At 53.6% G+C, this 22283-nt stretch carries 19 protein-coding genes and 1 pseudogene; 6 read left to right on the top strand and 14 right to left on the bottom strand.

The window, feature by feature from the left end; genetic code table 11:
* Positions 1–246: 246 nt before the first annotated feature.
* Positions 247–2553 carry a hypothetical protein gene (locus ACIQVE_RS01585; RefSeq protein ID WP_402803867.1) on the bottom strand — a complete coding sequence of 769 codons (2307 nt, stop codon included), beginning with the start codon at positions 2551–2553 and terminating at the stop codon, positions 247–249.
* Positions 2554–2785: 232 nt separating this feature from the next.
* Positions 2786–3406 (bottom strand): DUF1120 domain-containing protein, encoded by a 621-nt coding sequence (locus ACIQVE_RS01590; protein WP_402803869.1) that lies wholly within the window; start codon positions 3404–3406, stop codon positions 2786–2788.
* 389 nt (positions 3407–3795) lie between these two features.
* On the opposite strand from ACIQVE_RS01590, the gene ACIQVE_RS01595 reads away from it, so the two are divergent.
* Entirely contained in the window at positions 3796–4032 is a 237-nt protein-coding gene (locus ACIQVE_RS01595; RefSeq protein WP_402803871.1) for a DUF6500 family protein, read from the top strand.
* Between the two features lie 283 nt (positions 4033–4315).
* On the opposite strand, the gene ACIQVE_RS01600 is transcribed toward ACIQVE_RS01595, so the two are convergent.
* From ACIQVE_RS01600 to ACIQVE_RS01630, 7 genes are all read right to left on the bottom strand, one after another.
* Positions 4316–4600 (bottom strand): hypothetical protein, encoded by a 285-nt coding sequence (locus ACIQVE_RS01600; protein ID WP_402803872.1) that lies wholly within the window; start codon positions 4598–4600, stop codon positions 4316–4318.
* Between the two features lie 550 nt (positions 4601–5150).
* Positions 5151–5399 (bottom strand): hypothetical protein, encoded by a 249-nt coding sequence (locus ACIQVE_RS01605; RefSeq protein ID WP_402803875.1) that lies wholly within the window; start codon positions 5397–5399, stop codon positions 5151–5153.
* A gap of 395 nt (positions 5400–5794) precedes the next feature.
* Positions 5795–6004: a hypothetical protein gene (locus tag ACIQVE_RS01610; RefSeq protein WP_402803877.1), complete on the bottom strand. Its 210-nt coding sequence runs from the start codon at positions 6002–6004 to the stop codon at positions 5795–5797.
* Between the two features lie 228 nt (positions 6005–6232).
* Entirely contained in the window at positions 6233–6550 is a 318-nt protein-coding gene (locus ACIQVE_RS01615; RefSeq protein ID WP_402803879.1) for a hypothetical protein, read from the bottom strand.
* A gap of 1636 nt (positions 6551–8186) precedes the next feature.
* Positions 8187–8714 (bottom strand): DUF5384 family protein, encoded by a 528-nt coding sequence (locus ACIQVE_RS01620; protein ID WP_402803881.1) that lies wholly within the window; start codon positions 8712–8714, stop codon positions 8187–8189.
* Positions 8715–8726: 12 nt separating this feature from the next.
* Positions 8727–9239 carry a hypothetical protein gene (locus tag ACIQVE_RS01625; protein ID WP_402803883.1) on the bottom strand — a complete coding sequence of 171 codons (513 nt, stop codon included), beginning with the start codon at positions 9237–9239 and terminating at the stop codon, positions 8727–8729.
* A 155-nt stretch (positions 9240–9394) separates the two neighbouring features.
* A complete protein-coding gene (locus ACIQVE_RS01630) occupies positions 9395–10288 on the bottom strand; it encodes a hypothetical protein (protein ID WP_402803885.1) in 894 nt (297 codons plus the stop codon).
* Positions 10289–11086: 798 nt separating this feature from the next.
* On the opposite strand from ACIQVE_RS01630, the gene ACIQVE_RS01635 reads away from it, so the two are divergent.
* The 3 genes from ACIQVE_RS01635 (at position 11087) to ACIQVE_RS01645 (ending at position 12662) form a co-directional block, all read left to right on the top strand.
* Positions 11087–11353: an HU family DNA-binding protein gene (locus ACIQVE_RS01635; RefSeq protein WP_402803887.1), complete on the top strand. Its 267-nt coding sequence runs from the start codon at positions 11087–11089 to the stop codon at positions 11351–11353.
* A gap of 207 nt (positions 11354–11560) precedes the next feature.
* Positions 11561–12115: a DUF4123 domain-containing protein gene (locus ACIQVE_RS01640; protein ID WP_402803889.1), complete on the top strand. Its 555-nt coding sequence runs from the start codon at positions 11561–11563 to the stop codon at positions 12113–12115.
* A gap of 157 nt (positions 12116–12272) precedes the next feature.
* Positions 12273–12662, top strand: a complete 390-nt coding sequence (locus ACIQVE_RS01645) for a hypothetical protein (RefSeq protein WP_402803891.1) — start codon at positions 12273–12275, stop codon at positions 12660–12662.
* Here the strand turns inward: ACIQVE_RS01645 and ACIQVE_RS01650 are convergent.
* The 3 genes from ACIQVE_RS01650 to ACIQVE_RS01660 all read right to left on the bottom strand — a co-directional run bounded on the left by ACIQVE_RS01650 (position 12657) and on the right by ACIQVE_RS01660 (position 18105).
* Positions 12657–13088 (bottom strand): hypothetical protein, encoded by a 432-nt coding sequence (locus ACIQVE_RS01650; RefSeq protein WP_402803893.1) that lies wholly within the window; start codon positions 13086–13088, stop codon positions 12657–12659. The two genes, ACIQVE_RS01645 and ACIQVE_RS01650, sit on opposite strands and share 6 nt — an antisense overlap.
* Before the next feature lie 24 nt (positions 13089–13112).
* Complete coding sequence (locus ACIQVE_RS01655) at positions 13113–14024, bottom strand: SdiA-regulated domain-containing protein (protein WP_402803895.1); 912 nt, start codon at positions 14022–14024, stop codon at positions 13113–13115.
* Between the two features lie 385 nt (positions 14025–14409).
* Positions 14410–18105 (bottom strand): ZirU family protein, encoded by a 3696-nt coding sequence (locus ACIQVE_RS01660; protein WP_402803896.1) that lies wholly within the window; start codon positions 18103–18105, stop codon positions 14410–14412.
* A 609-nt stretch (positions 18106–18714) separates the two neighbouring features.
* Between ACIQVE_RS01660 and ACIQVE_RS01665 the strand changes: the two genes are divergently transcribed.
* The gene (locus tag ACIQVE_RS01665; protein ID WP_402803898.1) at positions 18715–19008 is read left to right on the top strand and encodes a bacteriocin immunity protein; all 294 of its coding nucleotides are present in this window, start codon (positions 18715–18717) and stop codon (positions 19006–19008) included.
* 399 nt (positions 19009–19407) lie between these two features.
* Positions 19408–20007, top strand: coding sequence for a hypothetical protein (locus ACIQVE_RS01670; protein WP_402803900.1), 600 nt, complete (start codon positions 19408–19410; stop codon positions 20005–20007).
* A 232-nt stretch (positions 20008–20239) separates the two neighbouring features.
* Here the strand turns inward: ACIQVE_RS01670 and ACIQVE_RS01675 are convergent.
* Together ACIQVE_RS01675 and ACIQVE_RS01680 are read right to left on the bottom strand one after the other, a co-directional pair.
* Positions 20240–20597 (bottom strand): annotated as a pseudogene (locus tag ACIQVE_RS01675) (DUF5064 family protein).
* Positions 20598–21176: 579 nt separating this feature from the next.
* Positions 21177–21983, bottom strand: coding sequence for a DUF3313 domain-containing protein (locus tag ACIQVE_RS01680; RefSeq protein WP_402803902.1), 807 nt, complete (start codon positions 21981–21983; stop codon positions 21177–21179).
* Positions 21984–22283 lie beyond the last annotated feature (300 nt).

Here is a 22283-nt window from a genome sequence, read left to right on the forward strand (position 1 = left end):
ACGTGGGGAACGTCGCCATCGAATTCCTGAGAGCCTCACTAAACCCTCAGTGGCGACGTTATCCCATACAGCGGTGTGGCTATTGAATGACCGGATTATACGTGGTCGCTCTACAAGTTAAACGACAAAGAGAATCAGGGATTCATTTAATGCAACTTACCCTTGATTTGCATAAATATACCATCTCTGATCATAATGCCGCTCTATTGCGACATTATGTAGGGGGCACTGTTTTTTTTTGCTCCGTTAGGGTGCTGGATTTCTGCAAACAGTGTTTTGAGTGCTCGATTCTGTATTAACGTGCCGATTACCGTTATTTAGTTCCACGATATAGGAGCTGGCGGCGCCGTAATCAGAATCAGTCCAGTAGTACCCATTATTGGTTGTCCATCCGTAACTTGCCATATCACCCCATTCGGAATACAACGTTCCTGTCCCCCTCGGGCTTGAACCGGACGTCGTTTTCGTCAAATGCTCCCAATACGGTAAATCCGTGCCACTCTGACATCTCGATCGAGCATTCGCCCGATTGCCTTTATAATTTTTGTTAAAAAACCAACTACTTGGGTTGATGGTGTAAATGGCCGGATTGCCACCGTCCACGTTATAAACTTCAATGTTGACAGAGCCTTTGGCTTTCAGCGTTACGCCGCCATGCCATTGGCCATCGTTATAAACAATGGCTTTGGAAGTATCCGTTGAGCGATAGGCATAGCCTTGGCGATCCTCCAAGCCTTCAAATTCAAAGTAAGCACCATCAAAGCCCGTAGTAGGGAAGTTGGACTCGTCAAAGATGTGTCCGTTAGCTTTTTTGCCGCCCAATGCCGGGGCAGGAGGCGCCGTACCGGCCACACACAATCCGCGCTCGCCCGTACCGCTATCTGCATATGAGTTCGACATTTCCCCTTTACCCAAATGGACGATCTGATGCGTGCCCTGAGTCGCGCCAATGGTGCGTGTCCAATAGCTATTGCTTGTATTTACCCCGTAAGCGGCCATGTTGCCCAGCGACGCGACCAAGGCTTGCAGCTCGGCGGTGGTGCCGGGGCGTTTGTTGCCATTGCTCTGACTGGCGCATGTTTTCGCCATGTCGTACCAGGTTCCCTGGCCGAACGGCGCATTCCAGGCAATCGAACTCCTTAACCACAGCGTGGCGGTCGCCAGGGCGGCCTTTTCTTCAGCGACCCGATTAAGCCGATTCGCTACAGCGGGACGTTTTGAGACTTCCACTTTTAGCTCTTCCGCTGCGCTGGTCGAAGGAATGGTCAAGGTCGAGAAGGCAAAGGTTTTCGCCGTCGCACCGTTTATGGCGGCGCCTTTCCAGTACCATTGATAGGTCAAGTCGGCTTCGGTGCCACCAGTGATGGTGGTGTACTTGGCCTCGAAGGACCCGCGGGCTGGCGTCGGCTTCTCGATGGTCAGCCCGGTGATGGTCAGAATGGAGACGATTTGCATACCGACCTTCGTCACCATGGTGCCCGCAACCGTGTCGTAACTGGCCGGGGTGATTTCCACCATGAGGTACTTGCCGGCGTCGGCGGCTACCGGGGTGTAGGTTTTGGTCGTGGCACCAGCCCCGGTGGCGAGGGCTTTGCCCGTGCCGTTGGTGGCGGTGGCGGTGTACCACTGAAAGCGCGAGCGATCCGGAATGGTGGCGTTGCCGTTGTAGGTATAGGCCGCCGTGACCCGCGTGCCGACCGCTGCATTGGGAATGGTGATCCCGGTGACCGTCGGCAGTCCTTCAGCGGCCCCGGCTTTGATGCATGCAAAATTATAGGCACCCGAATCGGCATTCTTAGCGATGCGGCCATCGTCATTGATATAGACATAATGATGTCGATCTACGGCATCGGTTGTACTGGCCCAGTAGGTATGGCCGCCCCAGCCATAGGTATTCTGCATATCCGCCTGAGCCTGCTCGCCGACGGCATTGGCCCGGGTATAAGTGATGAACAGAGTTTGTAGCTCAGTAGGTGTTGGTAACCGCTCGCCCTGATCCGCACAGTACATGTAGGCATCGCCCCAACGTTTGCTAGACGGCGATCGGATATATTCACTGGCCAGTTGGGCACGCGAAGGTAATACGGGTGCCGTCTGCAATCCGCTGCTGACCGGGGCTGTTGCCTTGGACGGGTCAGTAATCAGGTCGTTCGTGGCCGGGGTGACCTCAAAACTCAAAAACTTGTCGAGATCGCCGGTCTGCGGGACATAGGACAGGGTATTGCTGGTGCCTGCGGCGGCGGCATTGTCGGCCTTCCAAAGACGGACCGTCGTTGCGGGGTCTTCGAGGTCGCCGTCGGAGTCTAGAAGGGTGTAGGTCGCGCTCAGGGTATCACCGACCGCAGGGTTCTTGCCGGGAGCGGTGGCGTTGCTCAAGACCGGGACGGTGGCCGTGGGAGCATGGCCGATCACTTCAAGTGTGGCGGGAGAGGTAACGTCGGCAGCGAACGCAGGAAAAATAGGCAGCGCGATCATCAGAAGAGGAGTACACGCCATTGCGAGGCGGCTTTTGACGAGTGCTTTAGCGTGGAGCGGCCTATATTTGACTGTCATTTCAGATTCCATATTGTTACGCGGACCAATCCACGGGGTTACACCTAGGCCGTTGATGGGCTGCGGGCTCTGCCAAGGCGAGATTAAAAATAAAGTGAGGCACTGTTATCACTGAATGGGCAGGAGCCTTCTACGCACGAACCCATTCAGTGACAACGGCGCCCCGCAAAGCGGTGTTGCATAACGCGACCGGCATTGCACCGGTCGCTCAACAAGTTCAGCGGTCAGCGAATTACAGGTAGACCAGTTCGATAGTGGCGGAACCGTCGAAAGTGATTTCAGAACTGGTATCAAGATTGTTTGTCGGATAGATCACCGGAGATACCGTAATCGGCTGAACTATAGTCGTGACTTGGATAGGGTCGGTTCCCGTGCCCGTATTCCAAGAGGCAACGCTACTCGCATTATGATTTAGATAGCTAGCCGCTGAGGTCCATGTAGCCCCGGCATTTTCACTTTGGGTAAATACGCCGCTTGCCGTGTCAACGGTAGGGGGCAAAAGATCAATGATGTACCAGCCGATATCGGCTCCGGCGCCGTCGCTGCCTAGACCGAACTCAGCGTCGACGGGTACCGTATTTGGTCGGTTGTCAACGACTGTAATGCCCACCAGTGTAGGGGCGGAGCAGATCACACTCAGGTTTTTAGCGGCTGGAACTGGAAGCCTAGTATTACCTGTTGCGTTCAAATCGCCGACATCAAAGCTACCCAAGTCAAAAGCGCCTCCTGCGAGAGTGATATCGCACGCCGCCGGGGTAATAGTACCGGTAACGCGCAGGTCCACCGAATTAGCGGCGAGTGCGGCATTGGAAGCAAGGGCCAGAGCGAGCGGCAATAGGATCAGCTTTTTCATGGGGGCTCCTGAGAGTTTTCCTTGACGTTTAGTGTAGGTTGTTTCGTTGGGCCTATTGTCCGCCTCGACTGACGGCAATCAAAATCAGAAAGGCTCAAATATTTTCAGGGCGCACACAGATGTTTTCACAGGAGAGGCATTTATTCAGGGCTTGCCGGTGTTTAGCTGCTGTTAGGCGCGAGCTGACCCGCCTCAATCGTGATTACAGGTTCGGTTGGGCTCGCTCAAGTCGGCCAGCCAGCGACGTTGAGACGGTCGTGATTGAGCCCCACGGTTTACCCGTCCAGGCAAATGGCTCTGCACCCTCTGTGCGCCCCACACAAGGGGCGGCATGGGCTCGTAACGCAATACCCTGAATATCAGACAGTCACCCGCCGAGAGGTTAAGCAATGCCGCCAGAACTGATTAACAAGATCCTTGACGTCTGCACTCGAAAGATTGAGCAAAAAGGCGAAAACGTAGGACTTTCGTTTTATGCATTTTTTGCCAATAAAAACGATAACCCGCCGTTGCTCATGCAAGCCGCGAACTGGTGGATCATGGAAAACCAATTCGACCATTTTGAAAAGGCGGTCAAAATCAAACAAACGGTGTTGGCTCTTAGCGAGCAGCGACAGATAAATTAACTAATTTTTGCTCGGCACTGATTTACGCCTTCATGGGGGAAAAGCCAGTTGTTTTATTGCCGCGTTGCCTGCTGACTCAATAGCGGATTTTACTTTTGTGCACGAGTGGCGCGATATCCGGTATTTCACAAAATAAAGTGCAATGAGCCGCAATGAGCCGCAATGAAGCGGGGTGAAGTGCAACGGCCCGCCACTCGCGATACACCTACTAACGGCTATTGATTAGTTTCGGCAATGACAGGGACTGCGGTTTATACCGCCGCCGTTGGATGTGACTTGATGTTTAAAGCTTCGCCAACTGCGGGGCCGACTGACGCGCCACCGGCGCCACTACTTGATAGTCGCCATTGCCTTTAATCCATTTTCGGTACTGTTTGCGCGCCATGGCCAGCACAAAACCGTCGGATAAATCCGGCCGAACTTGTCGCGTCATCGCCCACAACGTCAACGTCGCTTCGGTCCAGCCAAGCAACGCCGTTCGACGAAACGGGCACGGTAGCCATGCGTTGAAGGCGTCCGCCGCCCTCGAAACTTGGTAAGTGCTATAGAAAGGGATGGCAAGCGACATGGTTTTATTCTCCGGGACGAAAAACAAAAATGCACCACTGAGGCAACAGCGTAGTCGTGACCGGCTTGCCGTGCAGGCCCTTTGATAGAGCCTTGCGCAGAGTGTTGAAATTTGTGAAGCCAGTCACACGCCCATGCGTGTCCATCGTTCATTAGCTGCCCTCGATGGCCTGCTGACGCCCTCGACGGGGTGATTGAACCGTGTGGATTACACGGCGGCGAGTCGAACGGTCGCGCTCTTACATTTCAATCAATTTTCGGTGATTGAAATTTCAATAAGCGAGCGAACCCGCCACTGACGGGACCGCGCGGGTTCTTTGTCCCGTCCCCATTCAAAATGCTCAGGGTCCCCAGCGACTGAGCTCGAGTCGAGACCGAACAGGCGCGCAGGTGGGCAACCGTTCACCTGTTCACTAAGCTGCTGAACTACTCGCTAACACGATTGCGCGGGTTTTCTACCCCGTACCCTTTCGAAATGCGCAGGGGCCCCGGCGTCACTCGGAACGACTTCGGCGAATTTCGGCTCGGTGCCAGGATCATGAGGGCGGCGCCTATTGCCCCACCGAAAGGATGTCACCTTCGGCCTCGACCCACTCCCGGTACTGCTCCCGTAGCATGCTGCGTTCCAACTCCGGGCTGACGTCCGGGCGAACCTGTCTCGTGAGATCCCATAGCTCCAGCGAAGCGGTCACCCAGAGCAGCAGCGCATTGCGTGTGTAGGGACACGGTAGCCAGCCGTTAAGAGCGTCGGCCACCTCGGCGGTGTATTGCGGATCAATGATCGGTTTTGCTAACGGCATGGGGCTGTACTCTCCTATCAACCATCAGTGATTCAACCGCCGTTAGTATGGTCCCACCCCGCCCAGCTGTGGCCGTCTCGACCGCACAACCCGTCGCCCGGATAGGCGGTTGTGGTACTGCCGCCCCCTGCGCCGCCTTGGTTGCGCCATGGGTAACAATTAACGCTGGGTTTCCAACGGCCCAGCGCCCGCCGTTCAAGGCGTTGCGGGCACACGAGCGCGCACAAGCCGCACGATCACTGAACAACAACCAACCGCCGAGAAAGGCTCATATGTACTCATGAAGCGAGGCCCGAACTACCCCCTAGGGCCACCGCCTCGGGAGGACCCGCGCGCTTTCTTGGTCACGGTGGAGGTTCAGTGCCCGGCTCACTTAACGGCGGTTCGACAAACCGCTAGGCCAACTCGCGATGGGTCTTTTGTTGTTCGCGCAGATCGCGCGCCATGCTGCGAAGCAAAAACCGCATCCCACCCTGATCGGCATTACGAGATACCACGGCTTTTCCCTCGTCGCGTTTGGGGCCGGTGCTTCGTTGCCACGGTTTCCAGCGTTGAATCATCGCCGCTTGCCGTGCCCGGCGTTCTGGTGTCCAACCGTTGCTCATAGTCTGGGTCCATTAGTTTGTTTTGCGCGGTTTTATTTTTCCGCGTGCGCGGGCGCGGTGTGTTTGCTGCGAGGGCGCTGTTGGCGCCGGTGCTGGGCACGCCGTTGTTCACCTGCACCTGATGGCCGATGTTCGCTCGCCCGACAAAGGCCACCTGCAAGGGGGCGTTGAGTTCGCCCAGTGCTTGCAAGGTGGCGCGGCTTTGACTCTGGGCCTTGAGCGCTAGCCTCAGATAACCTCCAACACCGTGACCGAAGCGGCACTTGCTGCCCGTGTCGCCAGCGCAGCAAACAAGCCATCCAGCGTGTGCGCTTGCGCCAGCAACATGTCTTCCACGCGGCTCATATCGCCACCACGCAACGCGTTGTTTTGCTCGCGCAACTCGGCGGACAACTCTTTAAACGGCGGGGTGGTGACGGTGGTCCATTTCTCCAGCACGGCAGCGCTCAAGGCGTCCGGTGCTATCGATATCTTGGCTTTGATTTGCGCCAGCGCCTTGTCTTGTTGGCGTTTGAGTTCGGTGGCGGCGTTGTCGATGGCGCTCATGCGCGGGGTTCCATAGGCATTAAGTCGTAAACGGTGCGTAAGGCAGCACCGGTTGGGCAATGGCGTTTTTTTGGGGCGTAGCACAGGAGGCAACCAAACAGATGGCCGTGGTAGTGATCCCGTGCCTGCCGCCATGCGGGTGACGCGGTCGCTGCCGTCTCGCGTGAAGGATTGGCTGCTGGCGCTGGTGGCGTCTCCCAGCCATAAATCAGCGGCGCCGTGGGCCCGATACGCCCACGCTCGGCCAGATCGTCAGCGGTGATACGGCCTGCCGCCAGCAACCACGCGGGCGAACATCCGAGTACGTCAGCCAGACGTTCCAGCCACACCGAGGCATCCAACGACTGCGGGGAGTTTGGTCTGTGGGCGCAGGCACGTGTCAGCGTATGACGACATCCATCAGTCCATTGGCTGGCTAATTGGTTGGCTGGTTGGCTGGTTGGCTGGTTGGACGCCCTTGAGCGCCCGCTCAGAAACCGTAAGTGACCTGCGTTTCATGTCTGATCACGACCAATGCCCTAGGAACAGCGCTACCGTGTCGGTTTTGTGCCAGGTACATGCGGAGCGGCTTCAGCAGAACTACGGGCATCCACTCGACGCAGACCTCTGGCCGCGCTCTATGATCAGCTAACCAGCTCATAAACTCGGGCGTAAAGAAGAGCCGGACGCTGACGCGTATCAGCGAAACAAGTGACAAATTAACTATCCTGCACACATCAATGACGACAGACACATTTAAATGAGCGTGGTCCGTACCGAAATAAATGGGCTAACCAGGATAAGAAGTTCAGATGGGGAGCATTAAGCCATTACTCGCTGCGCACCAGCGGGTCACGGATTCTGCGATTGCGATAGCGGAAAAGCCTTCGGTCGGTGGGTCCCCGATTTGTTCACTGGGTCTTGGTCGCAACGACAGCAACTAGCGCATTCGGCTTGTCACATTGGAATCGGCACCAATCTATGATGGCTGAGTCTGTGGGACAGTTGATACCAACTCACTCGCAGATGGCACCCGTCGAATGCCAGCCCCGAATACCCCAGCCTGGGCTGGGCTGGCTTGCGCGTTGAACCAACCACCGACACCCGGCGGTGAGCTCAGCCCCACCTGCCCTGCCCATAAGCAGTGATGTCACGTTTGCTCCTCATAAACGAAAAACTGCACCCGCCGCTCGGAAGCGCGCTATTTCCTCGCGGGTTAATGTGGATGCACGCAGGACGGCCAGTAGTACAGGATCCAGCTCTGGCACCTCGATACGGTTAAGGGCGCGAAGCATGGCTGCCAACTTACGCAGGTGGCGATGCTGAGCTTGGAGTTCAGACTCCTCGTTCCTTGGATAAATCAACCGGATTTCGTGCTCTATTAAGCCCGCAAAGGTGCTAGTGCGAACAGCTGGCGCAGACTGCTTAAGCTGCTCAAAGTACTCAAGCCAATAGGAGACCGCTTCTGCGAGAGATTGAACTGTCGATCTTTTCGATTTTGTGCCGATCGATCGTGCGACCCGCCGACTGCCGCTTTCACTGCTACTGGGGCAATCCTGCACAATGGAGCACTTATTTGAGGAAGATGGCAATTGTGTTTTCCATAATTGTGAAGCTGCTGTAACACAGCAGCTTGTTTCGCGCGGATCCAACAGCACTAATCGCCGAACAGTTTGTTCGACCGATTTACGTCTGCCTCTCCCGTACTTTCCAACAGCGCTTTTGTTCCGGAGGAAATATTGCGCGTGGCGTCAGCTTCAGACTGCACGACGTCGGTACGTGCTGCCTTCGCTCGGAGCTCGGCATCGATGTACTCATCGCTGCGGGCTACTTGGGCTTTACGCGCTTCAAGTTCTAACTTGCGCGATTCCAAATCCAAGGAGCGGGCCTCATCTTCGAAACGCTCATTGCGGGCCTGCGCACGCTGGATTTCCGCCTCCTTGGCTTTTTTTGCTTCCAGTGCCACTGCCTGAGCCTGCCGCTGCGATGCAACCCGTTTGCGTTGACGTTCGTCGTCACGCGCCCGTTGCAGCGCAGCAGCTTCATCTGCCTTACGCAGCGCTTCCGCTTTTTTAGCCTCCTGCTCCTGTTTTAATGACATCTCAACTTGGCTGAGTTGATCAAATGGAGAGGCCTGGCTAGAGGTCGCGACAACCAAAAGAAGAGCGGCTAACACACTACGCATTTTTCCGCCCTCTTAGCTCTGCTGGGTTGGGCAGGCCGCATTTGGTTGGATCCGGGTTTCGTTGTTTTTTGTCTTCACCATCAACGAAACCGATCCAACTGCGAACTCACACGGCTTGCCCACCTGTGCAGAAGTAAAAATTTTCCCATCCTGCTGGTAGCTGATCAGAACTCCAGAAACCAAGGTTTCATCTTTAACCAACGAACCTGCTGCAGCACCAGCAGCGCCGCCACCTACAGCCCCTACGATGGCAGTGTCGGTATTTTTTTTATGACCGAGGGCCCCTCCCGCTACCGCCCCCAAGATGCCACCTGCGATCTGAGCAGTTCTCTGATTTTTTTCGTTAGAGACTTTGATCTTGGCGGGAGAGATCGTGATGATCGTAACCGTCTTTGCTTCCTGCTGCGAGTTGACCTGGCTGGCGTCGAAAACATCCGCCTGGTGCTGCTCACCAGTTGCTTGGCAGCCAACCAAAATCGAACACAGAGAGCACATCGAGAGCAGTCCAACAAAATTACGGGTCATGCAAAATTTCCTTATTGACGTGTGTGACGTGCCGAATCGGCAATGATTTATCGCTCAATCCACGCCAATTCAGTAATCAATAATCGTTAAACTGGTTGCTAAGCGCTCGAGCTAGACGCGCTCCGTCCAGCTCAAACTCAACAGCCGTTTCACAGCTATTTTACCCTTGGCAAACCTTCGGTCGAAATCGCCAGCCATTCAAACCAGCGTTCACCCCGTCCTTTTAGCGCGTCGAGCACGTCCACAAACGCGATTTTTGTCACGATTTCACTGCACTCTCTCGAGAGCTCGACCTGTTCCGCAAAACATACACTGTCTGCGGGCAGGCTGATGCCCAGCAAGTACAGGGATGCCAGGAATCGCGATAAGTCACCATGCTGATCATTCTCAAAAGTCGGCGCCCCACCGGCGATCAGCCATTGGTGCAGCGTTTGAATTGATTTTGTAGCGTATCGCTCCGCGTCTTCGCGCACATGAGGGGGCGCGCAATTTTTTAAATGTAATACCTGCAAAACATATCCGTTGAGGTCGCATATAAGTAGCGCTTTATCCCCCGATCGAAGCGCGAATGCCAACTGCTTATGGCGCACAGAAGTTTCGGCCTGTACATCGAACATGGGTTGGGTACCTTCCAGCTCGATGACAGGTTTGCCTGAGGCATTTTCCCGAACACCCGTAACGTACCCAGACACGGCCAACGTTGATTGGCCGAAGCGGTAATGTGCGACCAGCTCATTGGCTTCGAATTGAGCAGCGAGCGTCGTGCTCGATACCTTATGCAAGGGTTTTACGAGCTTGGCTTCGCCCAGTACGGAAGTCTGGCTGCCCGTAAGCGCCGAGAGATAATCTTCCTCCAACAACAATTGAACAAGCCCGAGCGCCTGAATATTCACCGGCTCAGGCGCTGCTTTTGACGCACTCAATGAAGGCATATCAATGGACTGGCTGAACGAACCAGATTTCCATACAATACCCAAGACGAAGACAGCAATTACGATCAAACCTATTACAACGCCTAAAGTAATGGTTTTGTTGAAAGATATTTTCACGCGTTGCCACCATTAGCTGTTTTCAAGTATGCCGGCTACGCTACCTCCTACGTTGCACCAATGAAAATCAATGTTGTAGCCTGGCGACCAAGGCTCTCGTCGCATTCCTCCTATCAACCGCGAAAGCCCAACGGGGCAAGAAAACAGCACCCGTTGTGCAACAACCAAAATGGTACAAGGGCTGCCCCAGCCATTCTGCTCAGCCCTCCCTTCGCAATCCATTTTTTGAATCGATCATTACGGTGTAATCATGCGGCCGATGGAATGGCTTTTTCTATCAGTGTTAGGCCTCCGCGGCAGCCATGCCGCACAAACACGCGGTCTAGCGGTCACTCAGCGGTATCTGAAATATGCAGAAAAGCTTCCTGCCTACCCGGGATTCGTCCTGGGACTAGACGTCAATTTGTCCAAACGCCTGGACTCGCCCGGATTCGTTTAGTGCCCTGATCCGTTTAATTCTATTGGAGCACATATCTAATGATTATTAAGCTCTGGTGATTTCCATCAACGGCACGAAACGGGCGAAAATCAGCAATACGCTAGTTACCGCCACATGAAATAATGAAGTTAAATATGTTCTCTACTCTCTTCGACCTAAACTTCTTAAAAAACCATTAACCGATGAACTGTTTGACACTGCTCTTGCCTAGCCCACTTAAGAATCCTCCCTTATTGTCGAACATGTAACCTGAATATTCAAGCCGCGTCACCAATTAGCTTTGCCCTGTGGCATTTTTTTCATCACTGGTCATGAAGCTCAAAGGTCTCAGAATCGTGCCATATTGCTGGAGTTAAAACATGCTCAAGCCAGAACTCATTCGAACGGTGGCCACCCAAGCCGATCTGTCTCAAAGTGTAAGCCGCGCGGTGGTTCACGCCTTTATAAAAGCGATCTCCGCTTCCCTGGCGAGTGGCCAGGAAGTCAAACTTAGAGGCCTCGGGACGTTTGCAGTGAGATATCGAGCCGCAAGCATTGCTCGTAACCCCCGCACCGGAGAGTTGTTCACCATTCCAGCGAACAAACGGGTGTACTTCAAGGCAAGCAAAACTTTCAAATCTGCCTGAAATCTCCGCCTCTCCCCAACCGACATAAACCGTTCTAAATGTACAAAATGTTCCACGCTGGAAGACGCACCAGAAACATCAACAACAATACAATACCTAAACTGCGAGCAGCTGAACTTCATGCGCCAGCCAAATATACCAACCAAGACGCTCGCGAGTTATTGAAGCAACGGTGTTGCCTAAGTCTAAAAACCAACAGAGATTATTATGACGACACCCATCAAATGGTTGGAAACTCAAGTACGCTTAGAACGTACCTGCTACTTGATATTGGACTCATGTGGCCAACTCGATGAGCGCTCTAACCTGGTCAATGAGTTGGGCGTGGAGCGCTATCGCAATTTGTACCTCGAGACTCCCGTCGCGGCATTGGCCAGCATCGGTCCATACCTATTCAAACTCGCCTACTACCACTCGGCAGCGCTTTTGGACCTATTGAATCAACCCAGACGTAACTGGGGATGGCTCGCCAGCAGTGCAAATGGCGACTTGGAGGTGATTACCGAGCATTGGCAAGCGCGCCTGATGAAGCGCCAACCACCCAACCAGGCGGTATACCGCTTTCACGATAACCGCGTGCTGGGTAACGCATTGGAATTTCTACTCAATGAAGAGTACCCAGCGTATTTGGGCCCATTGTCCAGCGTGTGTTACTGGCACGAAGAGCAGTGGAACGTGGCGGACAATCCGACACCGGGTTTTCACCCACTCCCGTTCAGTCCCACCTGGCACCGGGCGCCTACACCCGGGGCGCTGGCATAAAGTTCTGACCAAGAATGAGCTCGTTAACGGGGCGCCCACCGGCTGGCAGGCCAGACGGAGTACTTCCCTTCAGTCCAAGCCCTTATCACCCGGTCGATCAGGACAGCAACATCCGCGAACGCGGCACAAACAGCTCGCCATAGAATAGGATTTATTCATGAAGTTGAAATGTTACCGTCAACTCAACCATAAAATGATCGACCACAAACGCTTTATACTTTTCCAGTCGCATCGCAAATGGACAGTGGGTTATCTACCGAATGGCGACGAGTGGTTACTGCCTAGCGGCATGACGCTGAAAGAGATCGAACGGAAAACGCCTTCCTTGATGCGAATCAGCCGCTCTGTTCTGGTCGCACCAAAGCAAATACTTGGCGTATCCGGTCTGTCCTTTGAAAAAAATATGCATACGCCGGTCGGCGTTTATCGACTGTCTCGTCAATTATGTGCCAAATCGTTTGAGGCCATTGCCAAGCACAATACACAGGTGGCGCTCCTGGAAACACACACGACCGTTCAACCGAGGGCTAATCAATCACCCTCATGAAGAAATCTGGCAGCGTCCTGGAGGTAGATGCTCTGCGGTTGCGTCGGCGTTTTGGATGGCTTTTGCCGGGGCACTGAAGGTACGCAGGGCGATAATTTCGTAGCAGTCTACACCCGAGGGTATCGGCAATCGGAAATGAGTACGAGGCCAGGTTAAGCGAGGAATTTGTAACGTACGGGTTTCCAGCAATTTGGCAGCATTGTAAAACTGAACGACTATCTCAGCCTTGATGACAGCAGTATCAGAAGGCCCTTCAAGGGTACCTCCCAATACAGCAGTGCCAGCATTCAGCGCTATCACGTGAAAGGTTAACGTAGGTATGGAATATTTGCCGGGTTCAGCATGGACTGCACTCAGCGGCTGCCCCCCCAGCAGTATACCGAGCAACGAAATACCGATCCCCAATTTGCTAAAAGCGACAGTCACGGTTGGCTCTCCCCATTTTACGACTTACTTCTTAAACACGTAGAAAAGGTTAGGTTCGCTGATTAGGTACAGAGTCTGATCATCACCCATAGCCACGCCCTCTGCCTGCGGTACATCTTCTCTCAAACCGTGGTGCCCGGCTCGTAATGACAGACTGCTGATTGGCATTCCCGTCGCGTCCAACTCGAGAATCAGGCGCGATTCGTCAGACAGCGCCAGCAAATGGCCGCTGCGATTGTCGAAGTACACACTCGAAAGATCTCGGATGAACAAGTCCTTGTCACGCTGCGGATTGTCTATGATGCTCATCGAAAATGGTTTGTCCGCAGCCTGGTAAGGAAATCCGTGGATTTCATAGATGCGCACCGGGTCGCGTTCCTTGGCGACAAACAACCGCTTGCCTACGGCGTCGTACGCCAAGCCTTCAAACCCTTTGTTGCCGCCCGCGTTAACAGTTAAAGACAGTTGTTCGGCATCAGCAGCGTTCACTTGGACCATATCATCGTTAACATCCACTTTAAGCAATCGTTGCTCACGCTCATCAGCAATCACAAAGACACCCGGACTGATATATTCAATGGCTTCAGGGTCGCGAAAACCAACCAGAGGACGCTTACTCAGCATACGACCGTCGAGTGATAGCTCAACAAGATGGGGGTTTTGGTTTGTGACCGTAAACAATGTGTTACGACTCGGATCGTACGTCAGCGCCGAAACTTCTCCGTCTAGCCCATCAATCGGCACCCCTTCCACGCTGACGCTATAGTCGGGCAACCACACGGATTTGCTTCGCTGATCAACAGTCATCTGCGCGCCTTGTAGGTGAAGCAACCCGCGCTCAAACCAATGCTCTTGCAATGCGAGCGTCGAAATCGCAATAAGACCGAGCGCTGTCGCCCCTAAAATGCAGCGTTTTACGGTGAACTTGATGAACATGATGAATTCTCAGAAGTGGCGTACTCCCTTACGCTGTAGGGAGCGCAAAAGAGGCAGTACAACTTAGTAAAGACCCAAATTATAGAAGGTGATCGCTCGATTTTTTTAAAGAGGTTATCCATTGCACTGACGATGGAAAGGCAGATGGCCCCCGCCTTTAGTCGTGACCTTGCTGGGCAGTGGACTGATAAATCAAAACCGCATTGATTGGGCGAGCAATAGAATGAAGGCGCTTGGCGTGACCGCCCGCAGTAGTGACAGACAGTTTCGTAGGCAATAGCACTCCACTGCTGGACGAAATTGCGCCGCTAGACAGCCGAGATGGCTCGCAACTTGTTGCTACGAGCCACCTCGGTGTTAAATAACCAGCGATCCGGCCTTGCCGTTAGTGCTGGACGGGAGCCGCCGCGCCGACGCTTACTTGCAATTCCCGCCGCTGCTGCGAGCCTAACGGTGTGTACACCTTATCTGTGGCGCCAGGAATCGCCTCAAAACCGCCCCTGCCTTGGCTCTGAATCATCCACTGGTAGGTGACATTTCCAGGAATACACGCCCCCTCGCAAACGGCCTGTGCCTCCAAGGCCTGGCCCACTTGTGGACGCCCCGTCAAGACACCGCCGCCTTGAATATGAATCGTGACGTTCAATGGCACCGCTGGATCTGTAACTGTCCCGCCGCCGCCTCCACCAATAGCACCGGGCGCTTCGGCCGTCGTGATACGGGCGAAATTACCGAAAACGTCCTGGGCATTCTTGGCTCGCACGTTGAAAGCCAAGACCTTACCCACATCGGCACTCGTCAGCTGATAGGAAGCGGTATCATTCCCACGCGTGCCGCCTCCGGTCCATCTCATTTCCGAGCGGTCGTTGGTTGCGTCGTTACCGGCATCACCATCGTTGTCGGCAAATACATATTTGCCTTCCAAGGTCTCACCTACCTGCAAAGTACCCACGATATCGAGGCTCGACACTGCAGGGATGGCGGCAGGATCAACGATCGATCCCGGAGGCATGGATCCTCCTCCACCCACGCTCGGCGCAGTCGCGGTCGTGATGCTCATCTCGTTACCCAGAGTGCCCGCCGTGGTTTTGGCCGTCACGCTGAACGTCAAAACCTTTCCGACGTCGGACGTGGTCAGCCGGTAGACTTTATCTGCATCCGAGGTGCCGCCACCGGACCAGAGCATGGTCGACGCGTCATTCTGCGCATCATTGGTGGGGTCGGTATCGTTATCGGCAAACAAGTAGCTGCCGGTCAAATCTTGCCCTACTTGCAGAATGCCCGCGATGTCGACACCAGACACCGAAGGTACGCCCTCCGCTGGTTCGATGCTGCCTGGCGGGTTGCTTCCGCCACCAATGACGCTTGGGGCAGTGGCAGTCGTGATACTTTCGGTATTTCCTCGCACGCCAGCTGTCGTTTGAGCTGTCACTTCAAACGCCAGCACTTTTCCGACATCGGCGGAGGTCAACGGATAATCCGCAGTCGTGTTACCCGAGGTGCCACCACCGGTCCATTGCATCAGCGACGCGTTGTTAGCGGCATCATTGGTGGCGTTTTCGTCATTGTCCGCAAACACATATCTTCCGGTCAACGTTTGACCCACTTGCAGCGTGCCACTGATATCCAGATTCGATACGGCTGGAATTGCGACTTCGATCACACTGCCTGGTGGATTGCTGCCGCCCCCGATCACACTCGGAGCCGTGGCGGTCGTGATATTTTCAGTGTTACCTAGAACGCCGATTGTTGTCTGAGCCGTCACCTCAAACGCGAGCACCTTACCGGCGTCTGCAGAGGTCAACACATATTCCGCAGTGGTAATGCCGGCGGTTCCACCACCGCTCCATTGCATGGTTGAAGCGTTGTTCGATGCATCATTGGTCTCGCTGCCGTCGTTGTCGGCGAAGGCATAGGTACCGGTCAACGTTTGACCTACTTGCAATGTACCCCTGATGTCCAGATTCGATACTGCCGGGATTGCAGCCTCGACCACACTACCTGGGGGATTAGTTCCTCCTCCCACAACGCCTGGCGCGCTTGCGGTCGTGATACTTGCCAGCTCCCCTACGCTGCCGGCGGCGCTTTTAGGTTTGACGCTAAAACGCAGCACGCGACCAACATCGGCCTGCGTCAGCAGATACTCGCGCTGAGTCTGCTTCGTAGTGGCTCCGCCTGTCCACAATACGGTCGATGCATCGCTCGCACCGTCATTTCCCGGATCACCGTCGTTATCCGCAAAGGTGTAACTTCCAACCAGCTTCTGGCCCACTTGCAAAATACCTTGGATGTCCAGGTTGGTCGCTGTGGGGACATGATTTTGGGCTTTCAGTTTGATTTGATATCCGGTCGAACGAGATGTGCTTTGCGATGCAGCCCCTGAGCCACCGATTTCAGTCGCCGTGATGGAGACGACAACCGATGCTGCGGCGATGGTCGGTGAGCTGATGAGGTACCCCGTGGTCGGATGAATCGCCACCACGTCCGGCATGCTCGAGGAATAGGCAACCGAATAACCTGGTTGCACCCCGGAAACCTGGGGGCCTTGCCCTCGCTGACCTGCCGTACCTTCAATATTGTCAACGGCGAATTCAAGCGGCTGTATCGGAGCAACCTTACTTTTTTCGCGGTACTCAAGCACCATTTCGTGATTACGTGTTACCAGTTCTTTGCGAGCTTGATCCAAAGGTTTCACGGCGAAGCTATTCGTGCTGTCAAGCTGTTCCTGAAGCGACAGGTCGAAGTTCCAGGTCAGGTCCATGCCCAGACTGAAATCGCTATCGGAGCCCGAGACCTCGGAATGCTCGGCCACGAACCCGACTAGTGGCATCGGTTGCCATTTGACGCCGACAGAGTACCCTTTTGGATCCTTCTCCAATTCACCGCGCGAGCCTAGCGCATCAACCTTATCGCCTTTCCACTCGAAGTATTCGCCGGTCACCGCCAGTTGCGGAACGCCGGGAATGGGCCCTTCGACGTTTACATCCCAGCCTTTCGCTGGGCGCTCCTGAAGAATATAAGTTTCCGGATCGGTAATAAGCTCATGGTCCTCTGAGTCCTTCCAACCGCTCACTGGCGTATAGACGTTGGCCGACAAACGCGCCGCCTCCGCCCACGCCTCTACACCGACGCTAGCACGCGTATGATCTCGACTGAAATCCTGATCAAGGAACATGTTCGCGCCCAGCATCAGGCCTTCATTGACCGCCGAACGATAACCAACACCGATATTGCCTATCTCACGTTCATTTGACGTGCGCATCCCGATTTGGCTGAACAGAGTACTAGTTTCTGTTTCGAGCATAGGGTGCAAATAATCGAGCGAGTAATCTACCTGGCCGGACTCGACACTCGCGCTGATGCCGACTTTTGCGGTGCCTTTTTTATTCAGAACACCTTCAATTGCCTGCCCTACGGACGAGGTCGCCATTCCAGTTACGCGATTAACGGCCTGATCGGTAAGTTGCTGTCCGCGATCTTCAACCTCAGTATCACTCAACGACTGGCCGAGCGACGACAGCGTGGACGCAATTTTTTGCTCGCTTTGGCTGGGCGCAGAGTTCGTTGACATGTCAGCCGTCTTGACGACTGGGACAAGAAGACTGCCACCCTCTGTAATGGACCTGATCGTGCCGGCGGGCATCACAGTGCTATTAAGAGTAATTAACTCTTTCACGGAACGATTATGACGCGCGGCGATGGAATCCAACGTGTCGCCTTTGCGCAGTGTATAAATTTTAAATAGCGGGTGAAACACGCCCGAATCTGCGATCGCACTGCTTGGTAACACAACCGCTCGCGGAGCCCATTCACCACCCAATACCTGGTTAGCTTCTCGCAACTCGTCTACAGAAATTGCATATTGCTTAGCTACGCTTTCCAGCGTATCGCCCGTATGCATGACGTGGAGAATATATTCGCCGTGACCAGATGTTTTGGAAACTGAATATTCAGGCTTCGAAGCCGAGTGTACGTTAGCCAACGGCACCATCATTGAAAAGCTATAAATCGCTAGCGCAACCTGAGCCTTGATCTTGACGTTCTTCTGTTTGGCCAATCCTTTTGGTAATTTTGCAGACACGACTCGTACGCCTATGGAAAACTTGGCGGCATTAACTCAAAACGAACACGCGATAACACATCAAAAACCCTTATTTCGGCACCCAGACCCAGCAATACTGGGTTGCAGCGAAGCCACGCCCCAAGGACACCTCTGCATTGGGTATTCACTGAGTCGCCTGCTGTCTTTGGAAAAGCAGGCTCACATGGCTTCTCTGCGCAATGAAGGCCGAGAACCCGAATGAATCTGCGCAGGAGTGTGTGTGCCTCTGAGGCTGCCTCCCTTGGCCGGGAAAAACGAACGAAACTTGCCCTTTCTACTGAATGGGCCAAAAAAAGCGTCTGAGCTCGCAGCCCGGCGAAACGATTTTTTAACTTATGTTCCGCGCTTGGTTACCCACGCACACCATCAAATGCTGCCATCTCGACTTAGCGCCAAACGATTACCAGCAGCACACCCAGAAACTCGAGATCCACCTATGCAGTAACCGGAATCGGGGCGAAGTCCACATTCGTACCCAGCGCAAAAACAGTTTTTAATTTCCCACGCCAAAATTCCGCTCTTAAAATCCTGAATCGAAATTGCCCCGATCAGAAGATTGATAAATACCTGTTAGCAAAAGAGAAACTTATGCTAAATGAGACAGACGCAACCTGTATTGAAGATTGTACAGAAGAGCAGTTTCTGCAATTTCTTGAAAATTTTTTTTCGCCTTCGCACGAGCTAAAAACGACGGAGCTGGTGCGACATCTGCACAAGTTCATTTATGACTTTGAAAGACTGACCGGACACTCCGCCGGATATGGTCTTCTATTTTATCCTGCTGACTATGGCATTGAGGGTAATCCTGAAGGGATTCTAAAAGAGATCAAGTCATGGCGTCGCGCGCACGGACTACCGGACTTCAGACAATCTCATCCATGATTATTGAACGCCCAACAACGCGCCATTCAAAGCAATGCACCGAGCGCCGTGCTGCTATGCGGACACTCCTCGAGCCGAGTTGCGCCATTTTAGCAGTGCTTTTGAACACAGCTATCGGCCGTTGAACCCGCTAGGCATAAGCCAATAGGGGCCCCCGATTATTACCTGACCGTCTTTGCACAAGGCTCGCGCAGCGGTGGTTTTGCCCAAGTCGGCGCTATCCGCGTGCGGCCAGTGCGAAGAATCGTCGCATGTGCAGCCTCGTTGCGGTCGTTCCGAAAAAACACAAGTCAGCCACTCCATCGCCCCTAGTGAGCTGAAAGCCTTTACACGTCATGCGGCGCCGACCGGTCGGACAATCGATTGACGGGCGTCAGCAACTTAGTTTATGGACATCCGATGAAACAACGGCTGATCTTGGCACTGACACTGACTATTTTGACAGGGTGCACCACCACGCCCCCGAGGGATCAAACGAATATCTGCAGTATTTTCCGTGAATACCCCGATTGGTACGAGGATTCACTGGCTACAGAGGAAAAATGGGGTACGCCTCAGCATGTGTCGATGGCGATCATGAAGCAGGAAAGCAGTTTCGTCGCAGATGCGCTGCCGCCACGGGACTATGTACTCTGGGTGATTCCTTGGGGTCGAGTCAGCTCTGCTTATGGCTATGCGCAGGCTCTCGACCCCGTATGGGGGGAATATAAAGACGAAACTGGGTACGGCAGTTCCCGGGACGACTTTGATGACGCCATGATGTTTATTGGCTGGTACACCACCGGCACCCATCGCCAACTTGGTATTTCCAAGTGGGATGTTTACAACCAATACTTGGCTTACCACGAGGGCCGTGGTGGCTACCGACGTGGCACTTACCGCAAAAAGCCGTGGCTGATGCAGGTAGCGCGGAAAGTAGAAAAGCAATCAAATAGCTACCAAGTGCAACTTACGCAATGCCGCCAAGAACTGGAAGCTGATCGCAGCTGGTTTTTCTAAAGACCTTGGCAGATCAGCCAGATCTGCCATCACCTCCCGCCTCGTTCTACAACGTTAGGCGTACCGGGTGGGGGCCCCTACCCCCATGCCAGAACCTGTGGCTACTCATCAGGTAATTCCCTGACGTTTCGTTTTCGATGGTTTGATAGAGTTCGTTGGCGTCGGCGAATGGTGTGCCGTCAAGTTTTCTGATCGGAAAATGAAAGTTAATCACGGCTGAAATATCTGTGCATCAAGGTTCAGATTTAACCGTATCACCCGATTTCATATCACAACTGCGCTTTCACATCCTCGAACATTTTGTCGTAAAATTTATGGTTAGAGCCGATGTTGCTGTGTGTCTTGGGGATACCGTTTTGCTTAAAAATATGTGTTAGGTTGCTGGCGAAGTTGTAAGCTCTATCCTTTGGTAGAAAGAATTGCTCTTCCAAATTGTTGCCCTCTACGGAACCACGCACAGTGAATTGCATCCCCTTGCCCTCCTTAGGAGGCTGTGTAACTTTGTATTCAATATGCAGGTTGTAGCTGACATCTTCCTTATTCAGTGCATGACGCTCGATGCGCAGATGACCTGGTTTAAATGTAGTCATTTTTAAGTTCCCCTTAAATATATAATCGAGGAAGCGCTCACCAAACCCCAAGAGTTTGGCGTCAGATGATGGCCGACATTCGACGAGTCAATTGAGCGTGACTCGCGACATCAAAATACATCTACTAATCCAAACGCATTGCGTATGTAATAACTTGCCAAATCATTGATACATGCGACGGTTTCGGCAACGTAGCAGGAAATGACAGCGGATGCTAACAGGCCCTCAACGGCCAACATTGTTAAATGCATTACATTATGTATCAGCGCAATCTACGACCTTCGATTCTCCTGCGGATGCGACGACCTCATGCGCCCCACTTAGAGCGCTATCTCATCACGCTGGCTCTGGTCAAACGTGGACAAAACCTTAATGTTGCACAATAGCGGAGCGGTGTACGTTGATAAGCTATCCGTCGCGCAGAGCAGATCGGCACTTAGCCAAAGGGTTGAGCTTCTTTTCCATACCGACGCGCGCTCTGCGGAGATAATTTCTATTTCAGAAAAATTACCATATCTGATACAAGTTCTTCGATTGCGAGAGTAAAGTCATCGACCGTTATTGGTGTCACACTGGTGTCTAGTGTTTTTCCAAAGACCTTACGAACGACCCTAGCCATGGGTTCATTATTAGCATCCACCAACAATGCCTCGACATATAGCTCTGATCTCTCCGCCCGGTAGCGACTTCGAATTCGGCAATTAGCCCTGGTACAGGGATCAGCTCATACCACCTAATTTCGGCATTAGAGGCACTGACGCCTGTGATTGCTGTATGCAGCACTAGTAATCGCGAGGCGAAAGGAACTCGATCCGCTGCCCCAATCACTCGGTATCGTTTCGACAAGACCTCATATACTCGGATGTCGGCGGCTCTTCGCAACTGGTGGAAGGTTCGTGCAACGACTCGATCAGCAGCCTTCGGTGCCGGATAAAGCGTAAGCGGGTCAAATAGCACGGTGTCGTAATTTTTGGCACGGAACGCTGGCGACACCCAACGCAACGTTGGAGCTCCACTTGCGGACGTACCCGATTTAAGCAAATCATATCGGTCAAGGTATCCAGAATACTGCTCTTTCTCAGTGGTCTTCGAAACGCAACCACACAATAAGAGACTACCGAGAACAATAGCCACCAACGTATTGGTCGAACATTCCATATGCAGACTCCCCATTCGCACACGGCTGAAAACCTTCGAGCAGACACGCCCGCAGGCAGTGGAGCGCTGATCCTTGACGGTCATCGGCTGAGCGAATGACCTAACAAATGCGTTATGCGAGGAACACGCCGTGGGCAATATCGCTGGCATAGCAAACAGCTCCACGTCGTCGCCACGGAATGCGTACGCCGCGACGCTGGACATGATGGCTCCAAGTCCAAGGGCCATGAGCCAATCAACCCTGAGCGCGAACGGCCATGCCCTCGGCACGCCACGAGAGTTTCGCCAGTGGCTCGATCCTCAAGCGGGATGAGCCAACCGATGACGCAGCATCCGCTCCGTAGGGATGCCATAAACGAGCGTGATCCCTCTGCAAAAATTGCAACGCGGTCAAGATGAGATAACGGACGCCCGCCATGGATACAAGAAAAATCTACCACGAGCATTGAAGGCCACACTGACAGGAACGAAGCATGCAAATCAAATGTTACCGCCAACTCGAATACGCACCTTCCACATGTCCCTTGC

The sequence above is a fragment of the Pseudomonas sp. NPDC098747 genome (genome assembly GCF_044760045.1).
Taxonomy (GTDB): Bacteria; Pseudomonadota; Gammaproteobacteria; order Pseudomonadales; family Pseudomonadaceae; genus Aquipseudomonas.

Coding starts and splice junctions, on each gene's coding strand:
- ACIQVE_RS01680 (WP_402803902.1), bottom strand. CDS start 21,983: ATGGCCCTTGGACTTGGAGCCATCATGTCCAGCGTCGCGGCGTACGCA.
- ACIQVE_RS01655 (WP_402803895.1), bottom strand. CDS start 14,024: ATGTTCATCAAGTTCACCGTAAAACGCTGCATTTTAGGGGCGACAGCG.
- ACIQVE_RS01615 (WP_402803879.1), bottom strand. CDS start 6,550: ATGAGCGCCATCGACAACGCCGCCACCGAACTCAAACGCCAACAAGAC.
- ACIQVE_RS01665 (WP_402803898.1), top strand. CDS start 18,715: ATGCTAAATGAGACAGACGCAACCTGTATTGAAGATTGTACAGAAGAG.
- ACIQVE_RS01585 (WP_402803867.1), bottom strand. CDS start 2,553: ATGACAGTCAAATATAGGCCGCTCCACGCTAAAGCACTCGTCAAAAGC.
- ACIQVE_RS01625 (WP_402803883.1), bottom strand. CDS start 9,239: ATGACCCGTAATTTTGTTGGACTGCTCTCGATGTGCTCTCTGTGTTCG.
- ACIQVE_RS01640 (WP_402803889.1), top strand. CDS start 11,561: ATGACGACACCCATCAAATGGTTGGAAACTCAAGTACGCTTAGAACGT.
- ACIQVE_RS01605 (WP_402803875.1), bottom strand. CDS start 5,399: ATGCCGTTAGCAAAACCGATCATTGATCCGCAATACACCGCCGAGGTG.
- ACIQVE_RS01610 (WP_402803877.1), bottom strand. CDS start 6,004: ATGAGCAACGGTTGGACACCAGAACGCCGGGCACGGCAAGCGGCGATG.
- ACIQVE_RS01595 (WP_402803871.1), top strand. CDS start 3,796: ATGCCGCCAGAACTGATTAACAAGATCCTTGACGTCTGCACTCGAAAG.
- ACIQVE_RS01620 (WP_402803881.1), bottom strand. CDS start 8,714: ATGCGTAGTGTGTTAGCCGCTCTTCTTTTGGTTGTCGCGACCTCTAGC.
- ACIQVE_RS01645 (WP_402803891.1), top strand. CDS start 12,273: ATGAAGTTGAAATGTTACCGTCAACTCAACCATAAAATGATCGACCAC.
- ACIQVE_RS01670 (WP_402803900.1), top strand. CDS start 19,408: ATGAAACAACGGCTGATCTTGGCACTGACACTGACTATTTTGACAGGG.
- ACIQVE_RS01600 (WP_402803872.1), bottom strand. CDS start 4,600: ATGTCGCTTGCCATCCCTTTCTATAGCACTTACCAAGTTTCGAGGGCG.
- ACIQVE_RS01635 (WP_402803887.1), top strand. CDS start 11,087: ATGCTCAAGCCAGAACTCATTCGAACGGTGGCCACCCAAGCCGATCTG.
- ACIQVE_RS01590 (WP_402803869.1), bottom strand. CDS start 3,406: ATGAAAAAGCTGATCCTATTGCCGCTCGCTCTGGCCCTTGCTTCCAAT.